The 6873-nt window shown below is 72.9% G+C and carries 6 protein-coding genes and 5 pseudogenes; 8 read left to right on the top strand and 3 right to left on the bottom strand.

What is annotated here, in order from left to right:
• Positions 1 to 381 precede the first annotated feature (381 nt).
• From KSP35_RS26370 to KSP35_RS26360, 4 genes and pseudogenes are all read left to right on the top strand, one after another.
• Positions 382 to 933, top strand: coding sequence for a UDP binding domain-containing protein (locus tag KSP35_RS26370; protein WP_371749009.1), 552 nt, complete (start codon positions 382 to 384; stop codon positions 931 to 933).
• A 114-nt stretch (positions 934 to 1047) separates the two neighbouring features.
• Positions 1048 to 1308 (top strand): annotated as a pseudogene (locus KSP35_RS26365) (UbiA family prenyltransferase); the annotation flags it as partial.
• Positions 1309 to 1676: 368 nt separating this feature from the next.
• Positions 1677 to 1838 (top strand): hypothetical protein, encoded by a 162-nt coding sequence (locus KSP35_RS24995; protein ID WP_254126901.1) that lies wholly within the window; start codon positions 1677 to 1679, stop codon positions 1836 to 1838.
• A 46-nt stretch (positions 1839 to 1884) separates the two neighbouring features.
• A pseudogene (locus KSP35_RS26360) lies at positions 1885 to 3254 on the top strand (FAD-binding protein).
• A gap of 289 nt (positions 3255 to 3543) precedes the next feature.
• On the opposite strand, the pseudogene KSP35_RS26355 reads toward KSP35_RS26360, so the two are convergent.
• From KSP35_RS26355 to KSP35_RS26345, 3 pseudogenes are all read right to left on the bottom strand, one after another.
• Positions 3544 to 3660, bottom strand: a pseudogene (locus tag KSP35_RS26355) (polysaccharide biosynthesis protein); the annotation flags it as partial.
• A 212-nt stretch (positions 3661 to 3872) separates the two neighbouring features.
• Positions 3873 to 3974: pseudogene (locus KSP35_RS26350) on the bottom strand (polysaccharide biosynthesis protein); the annotation flags it as partial.
• A 70-nt stretch (positions 3975 to 4044) separates the two neighbouring features.
• A pseudogene (locus KSP35_RS26345) lies at positions 4045 to 4242 on the bottom strand (polysaccharide biosynthesis protein); the annotation flags it as partial.
• A gap of 226 nt (positions 4243 to 4468) precedes the next feature.
• Here KSP35_RS26345 and KSP35_RS23710 point away from each other — a divergent pair.
• The 4 genes from KSP35_RS23710 to KSP35_RS23695 all read left to right on the top strand — a co-directional run bounded on the left by KSP35_RS23710 (position 4469) and on the right by KSP35_RS23695 (position 6744).
• Entirely contained in the window at positions 4469 to 4738 is a 270-nt protein-coding gene (locus tag KSP35_RS23710; RefSeq protein ID WP_216998223.1) for a hypothetical protein, read from the top strand.
• Positions 4739 to 5536: 798 nt separating this feature from the next.
• Entirely contained in the window at positions 5537 to 5962 is a 426-nt protein-coding gene (locus tag KSP35_RS23705; RefSeq protein WP_216998222.1) for a hypothetical protein, read from the top strand.
• Between the two features lie 258 nt (positions 5963 to 6220).
• On the top strand, positions 6221 to 6472 hold the full coding sequence (locus tag KSP35_RS23700) for a DUF4012 domain-containing protein (RefSeq protein ID WP_216998221.1): 252 nt from the start codon (positions 6221 to 6223) through the stop codon (positions 6470 to 6472).
• Positions 6445 to 6744 (top strand): DUF4012 domain-containing protein, encoded by a 300-nt coding sequence (locus KSP35_RS23695; protein WP_216998220.1) that lies wholly within the window; start codon positions 6445 to 6447, stop codon positions 6742 to 6744. The genes KSP35_RS23700 and KSP35_RS23695 overlap by 28 nt, the downstream gene beginning before the upstream one ends.
• Positions 6745 to 6873: the final 129 nt, after the last annotated feature.

Here is a 6873-nt window from a genome sequence, read left to right as displayed (position 1 = left end):
CACCACCTACCCCGGCACGACCGAGGAGCTGGTGGCCCCGCTGCTCGAGCAGGCGAGCGGCCTCAAGGCCGGCGAGGACTTCCAGCTCGGCTACAGCCCCGAGCGCATCACCCGGGCAACGCACCTGGACGCTGGAGACCACCCCGAAGGTGGTGTCGGGCATCGACGCCGCCAGCCTGGCGCGGGCAAGGGCTTACGACACCATCGTCGAGCGCACCGTGCCCACCCGCTCCCCGAAGGAGGCCGAGCTCACCAAGCTGCTCGAGAACACCTTCCGGCACGTCAACATCGCCCTGGTCAACGAGCTCACCATGTTCGCCCGACCTCGGGATCGACGTGTGGGAGGCCATCGACGCCGCCGAGAGCAAGCCCTTCGGCTTCATGCCCTTCCGCCCCGGTCCGGGCGTCGGCGGCCACTGCTCGCCCATCGACCCCTCCTACCTGCCGTGGCGGGTCACGCAGTCCCTCGGCCTCACGTTCCGCTTCGTCGAGCTGGCCAACGAGGTCAACGAGCACATGCCCGACTACGTGGTCCGCCGCCTGGTCTCTGCGCTCAACGACCAGGAGCGCTCCATGAAGGGCAGCCGCATCCTGGTGGCAGGGGTGGCCTACAAGCGCACCACGGGCGACGACCGGGAGTCGCCCAGCGGCCGGGTCATCGAGCTGCTGACCGAGCAGCACGCCGACGTCGTGGTGCGCGACCCCCACGTCGACCCCGAGCGCAGCCACGTTTTACCTCCGGGGCCACCTGGGTGGAGCTCACCGCCGACGAGGTGCGCAAGGCCGACGTCGTGCTCATCCTCGTCGACCACGACGCCTTCGACCTGCAGCTCACGAGGCCGAGGCGAGTACGTCCTCGACACCCGACGTTGCACCAGTGGCACCAACGTCGAGCACCTCCTTGAGCCCGACCGGCGGCACGCCAGTCGATAGCCTCGCCGGGATGCCCAGGAACCCCGTGCCCACCGACGCGCTCTTGGGCAGCTCCTCGACCACCCTGCTCGCTCGGTCGGGGCCCTGCTGGTCGAGGCCCGTCCCAAGCAGTGGATGAAGAACCTGTTGCTGTTCGCGGTGCTCGGCGCAGCCGGCGTCATCGACCACCTCGAAGCCGCCTCTTCTGACGACGCGCTCGGCGTGCTCGCTCGCTTCTGCCTGGCGGCGGCCGGCACGTACTACCTGAACGACGCCGTCGACGTCGAGGCCGATCGCCTCCACCCCACCAAGCGGTTCCGGCCCATCGCCGCCGGCGAGATCCCCCTCCCGCTCGCCCGGGCGCTGGGCGCAGCGGGCATCCTCGGCTCGGTCGCCAGCGGCCTTCGCCGTCAACGGCACCTGGCCGTCGTGGTGGCCGCCTACGTCATCACCACCACCGCCCGAGGCATCTGGGCTATTGAAGCACCTGGCCGTGCTCGACGTGGTGGGCGTGGCGGCCGGCTTCGTCCTGCGGGCGGTGGCCGGCGGCGCTGGGGTGGTCGACGTGCCCATCTCCAACTGGCTCCTCTTCCCGTGGCCTCGTTCGTCGCTGGTTCATGGTGGTCGGTGGGCTGCCGGGCCGAGTCGACGAGCTGGGCGCCGAAGCCGCCGCCACGCGGGCCACGCTCGGCATGTAATTCCCGGGACTTCGCTATCCAGCTGCAGACCATCAGCTCCAGCGTGGTGATGGTGGGCTACCGCCTGTGGTGTTCGAGAAGGCTGCCGAGTCCTCGGCCTCCGTGCCGTGGTTCCAGCTGCTCATCGTGCCCTTCGCCCTCGCCGTGCTGCGCTACGCGCTCGTCGACACCGGCCACGGCGGCGCGCCCGGAGGAGGGTCGTGCTGGGTGACCGGTCCATCCAGTTGATGGTCCCGGCCTGGGCCGTGGCCTTCGCCCTGGGGATCTACGTCACGTGACCGCGGTGCCCGACCCGACCGAGCCCCTCGCCGGCTGGGCCAACACCGCCCACCCCGGCGACGGTGCTGCAGCCCCAGGACGTCGACGAGCGGCTGCCGCCCCGGACCGGCCGTCCCCCGGGGCGTGGAGGCGCGGCCTCGGCCGCTCCTACGGCGATCCCGCGCAGAACGCCGGCGGCCCGTGGCCCTGACCACGGGCGTGTCGGGGATCCACCACCTCGACCTGGAAGCGGGCCTCGTCACCGCCGAGGCCGGCACCAGCATCGATGCGCTCATCCGCTGGCTCGTCCCCCTGGGCTGGTTCGTGCCCGTCACGCCCGGCACCCGCCAGGTCACCGTCGGCGGGGCCATCGCGCCCGACGTCCACGGCAAGAACCACCACAAGGTCGGCTCCTGGTGCGATGCGGTGGAGGCCCTCACCATCGTCACGCCGGCCGGCGGGCGGCAGCAGATCACGCCGGCCAGCCACCCCGACCTCTTCTGGGCCACGGCGGGCGGGATGGGCCTGACCGGCATCATCCTCGATGCCACCATCCGCTTGACGAGGGTGCGCACCAGCCTCCTCCTCGGTCGACACCGACCGCACGCCGGACCTCGACACCACGCTCGACCTCATGGAGTCCGGCGACCACGCCTACGACTACTCCGTGGCGTGGATCGACCTCATGGCCCGGGGCGCGGCGGTGGGGCGCTCCATCCTCGACCGCGGCCGGTCCGCCGATCCGGAGCAGCTGAGCGACCGGCAGCGGCGGCGTTCCTGCTCGGGGTTCCGCTCCGGGAGCCTGGCCACGTTCCCGGACCTGGCCCCCACCAGCCTGATCACCCGCACCACCGTCCGGGCGTTCAACGAGGTCTGGTACCGCAAGGCGCCCGGCCGGCGCCGCGACCACCTCCAGACCATCAGCCAGTTCTTCCACCCGCTCGACACGGTCGACCGGTGGAACCGGGTGCACGGCCCGCGGGGCTGCTGCAGTGGCAGTGCGCCGTGCCGCCGGACGCCACCGACGACCTGCGCTGGATCGTCCAGCAGATCAGCGCCTCGGGCCAGCCGTCGTTCCTGGCCGTGCTCAAGCGGTTCGGGCCCGGCAACGCCGGTCCCCTGTCGTTCCCCGTGGAGGGGTGGACCCTGGCCCTCGACGTCCCCGCCGGCGCCGACCCCGACCTCGGCCAGCTCCTGGACCGCCTGGACGACCGCGGTCGCGGCCGGAGGCCGGCTCTACCTCGCCAAGGACAGCCGGCTGCGGCCTGGAGCTGCCCCGAGGCGATGTACCCCCGCCTCGACGAGTGGCGCAAGGTCCGGGACGCCGCCGACCCGGACGGCCGCCTGGCCAGCGACCTCGGCCGCCGGCTCGGGCTCATCGGCTGAGCCCGCCGCCTCCGCTCAGGAGGCGAAGCGGCGCAGCGAGGAGCGATCGGGGTCCCGGCTGAGGTCCGGCAGCTCGCAGGTCTCGGCCAGCACCCGGGTCAGGTCGAAGCCGTCGCGATCCACCGTCGGGAGCTGCTCGGGATCGAGCGGCGGAACCCGGACGTGGGAGATCCCCGGGTGGCTCGGCCGAGCGTCGTCCTCGTCGGCGGCGAACAGGATCTCGTGGAGCTTCCTCGCCCGGGCGCAGGCCGGTGTAGACGATGTCGATCGGGCGATCGGCCTCGGCGATGAGCCGACGGGCGACGTCGTCGATGCGCACCGGCTCGCCCATGTCGAGCACGAGCGCCTCGCCCGGCTGGCCGACGGCGCCGGCCTGGATCACCAGCTGCACCGCCTCGACGGTCATGAAGTAGCGGGTGACGTCGGGGTCGTGACGGTGACCGGTCCCCGGCCTCGATCTGGGCGGTGAACGCCGTCAGCACCGAGCCGCGGCTGCCGAGGACGTTGCCGAACCGCACGCTCAGGTAGGTGCCGTCCACCCTGTTCGCGGCGTGGGCCGAGGCGCTCGGCGAGGCGCTTGGTGTAGCCCAGCACGCTGATCGGGTCGGCGGCCTTGTCGGTGGAGATGCTGACGAAGCGCTCGACGCCCACGGCTCGGCTCGCCTGCAGCAGCGCCACCGTGCCCCAGACGTTGGTCTTGAGCGCCTCGCTGGGGTGCATCTCCAGCAGGGGGAGGTGCTTGGAGGGCGGCGGCGTGGAAGACGACCTCCGGACGGTGCTCGGCGAAGACCTGCTGGATGCGGGCGTGGTCGCGGATGTCGGCGACGACGAGGTTCCGGCTGTCGAGCATGGCCCGGCCCTCGATGGAGAGCTGCACCGCGTGAAGCGCCGACTCGTCGCCCAGCATGACCAGCGACGCCGGGGCGAACCGGTAGATCTGGCGGCACAGCTCGGACCCGATGGACCTGCCGGCGCCGGTGACCAGCACCCGCTCGTTGTCGTATCCGGCGATGGCGCCCAGGTCGGAGTCGTGCTCGTGGCGGCCGAGCAGGTCGACCGGCGTGACGGGGCGGATGTCGGACACCCCGACCTCGGCGCCGTAGAGCTCGCTCGACGCTGGCAGGACGAGGAGGCGGAGCCCGGCTCGACCGGCCCGCTCCTCGACGTCGCGGATGAGCGAGGAGCCGGCGCTCGGGATGGCGAGAAGGGCCACCGTGGCCCGCACGGAGTCCGCCACCGACTCGATCTTGGTCGTGTCCGCCGCGCACGGGCACGCCCCGGATGCGCAGGTTGCGCCTCACGGAGTCGTCGTCGAGCAGGGCGACGGGCAGGTAGAAGCCGCCCGGGTTGCGCAGCATGGCGGTGACGATCTGCCCGCCCTCGCCGGCGCCGATGACCACGACGCGCTCGAGGTCGTCGCTCGTGGGCCGCAACCGCTGCTCGAGGCCAGCGCCACACGTAGCGGACGCCGGCGCTGGCGGTGAGGACCAGCGTGCTGGCGAGCAGCGGCACGGACACGGGGACGTAGCGACCGAGGGCCAGGTCGAGCACGAGCAGCACGAGCGTGGTGCCCAGGATCGCTTCGACCAGCGTCGAGAGCTCCTCGAACGAGCCGAGCTCCGCTTGCCGGAGTAGAGGCCGCGCAGGGTGCCGACCACCACGAAGATCACGGCCCCGTAGAGCGCGACGAACAGGAGGTGGCGGAGGTGCTCGCCGTGGCCGACGCTGAACTCGTACCGGAGGTAGGTGGCGACCACGATGGAGCCCGCCATGGCCGACGCGTCGGCGACGGCCTGGATGCGCCGCCGGGCGGCGATGGACGACAGGCGGAGCGCGACGGAGAGCGAGGCGGTCCGTGGGCCGGACGCGCTGGCGGCTTCGCTCGGTCCTTCCTGACCAGCTCCTGGTTCCACGTCACCCTCCCCGAGGCAGCCGAGCGGTTGGACCGGCGCCGACACGGTACCGTCATCCGGTTCCACCGTCCACAACCCTTCGGCGAACGTGACCGCATCCATCTCCGCTCGCTATCGGGCCGCGCTCCGGCTCCGGCCGCACGGGTCGCCGTCGAGCCAACCAGCTCACCGTGGCCCTGGCCCTCGTCGCCGGCCTGGTGGCCACCGCCGCTCCGTTCGTCCTGACCGGCTACGCCGCGTTGGACGCCCTCGAGCGGTTCCTCGTCGTCGCCGTGGTGACCTTCGTGGGCGGTCACGCCCACCGCCGGACCTGGTTCGTGCTGGGGGCCGTCGCCGCCGTCCCGGCTCGCCGGGGCCGCGCTCGCCTTCGTGCTCATCGGGCTGGCCGCCGCCCTCTCCGGCGCCCGCGCCACCCGGCGCTCGAAGGTCGTCGGGGCCGTCACCGCCGGGGCCCTGGCCAACGCCGTGCTCTGGTACCCCGCCATGGACCCGCCGCTCCTCGCTCCGATCGTGGCCGCCGTCGTGCTCCTGGGCCTCTTCGGGTCGGGCTTCGGCCAGGTCCGCCGCCGGCCGCGGCGGACCATCGCCACCGGCCTCGGCGTGGCCGTCCTGCTCGTCGTCGTCGCCCTCGGCACCACGGCCTGGGCGGCGCTCTCCAGCCGGACCGACGTGGAGGCGGGCACCAACGCCGCCCGGTCGGCCCTCGCCGCGGCGCGCGCCGGGAACAGCGATCGGGGTCCGTCGGCGCAGCTGGCCCTCGCCGTGCGCCACCTGGATCGCGCGACCACAAGCTGAACGCCCCCTTCGTGGTGCCGGGCCACGTGGTCCCCGGGCTGGCCCAGCAGCTCCGAGCCGTCCAGGTCGCCGTCCGGGAGGGCTTGGCGGTCAGCCAGGCCGCCGACAACCTGGTGTCCACCGACTACGACGGCCTGCGCTACCAGGGCCGCATCGACCTCGACGAGGTGAGCGACCTCGGCCCGCAGGCCAGTCCCGCGCAGCGCGGCGCTCGACGACGCCGAGCGGCACCCCGCCGACCTCGACGACCTCTGGCTCGTGGGCCCCCTCCGGTCTCGGGTCGACGACTTCCACGCCGAGGTGCGCGACGCCAGCGACGACGCCGACCTCGCCGACGACCTCGTCCGGGTAGTGCCCGACCTGCTGGGACGCCGTGGCCCACGGCGCTACCTCGTGGCCTTCCTCCAACCTGCGGAGCTGCGGGCCGGGGGCTTCGGGGGCAGCTACGCCGAGCTGGAGGCCGACGACGGCGACGTCGAGCTGTGCGGTCCGGCCGCATCGACGACCTGATCGAGGGCGGGAGCCCGAACGAGCGCACCATCAGCGGCCAGAAGGCCTACACCGACCGCTACGGCCGCTTCGACCCCGCCTTCCCAGGACACCACCTTCTCCCCGACTGGCCGAGCGACGCCGCCGTGCTCGCCCAGCTCTACCCGCAGCCTGGCCAGGCCGTCGACGGCGTCATCGCCGTCGACCCCACCGGTCTCCGCCGTTGCTCCAGCTCTCCGTCCCTGTGCGTGCCGAGGGCCTCGACGTCCCGTTCACGGCCGACAACGCCGTGAGCCTGCTCACCAAGGACCAGTACCTGTGCTCGGCGACCGCTTCCAGCGAGGCGACTTCCTCGCCGCGGCCACCAAGGCGACGTTCGAGAAGCTCACCGAGGCTCTCCTTGCCGGCCCCCCGGGCTCGGC

The sequence above is a fragment of the Aquihabitans sp. G128 genome, assembly GCF_019048865.1.
In the GTDB taxonomy this organism is placed as follows: Bacteria; Actinomycetota; Acidimicrobiia; order Acidimicrobiales; family Iamiaceae; genus Aquihabitans.
Note: the sequence above shows the minus strand (reverse complement) of the source record. Positions and strands in the feature narration are given on the sequence as shown.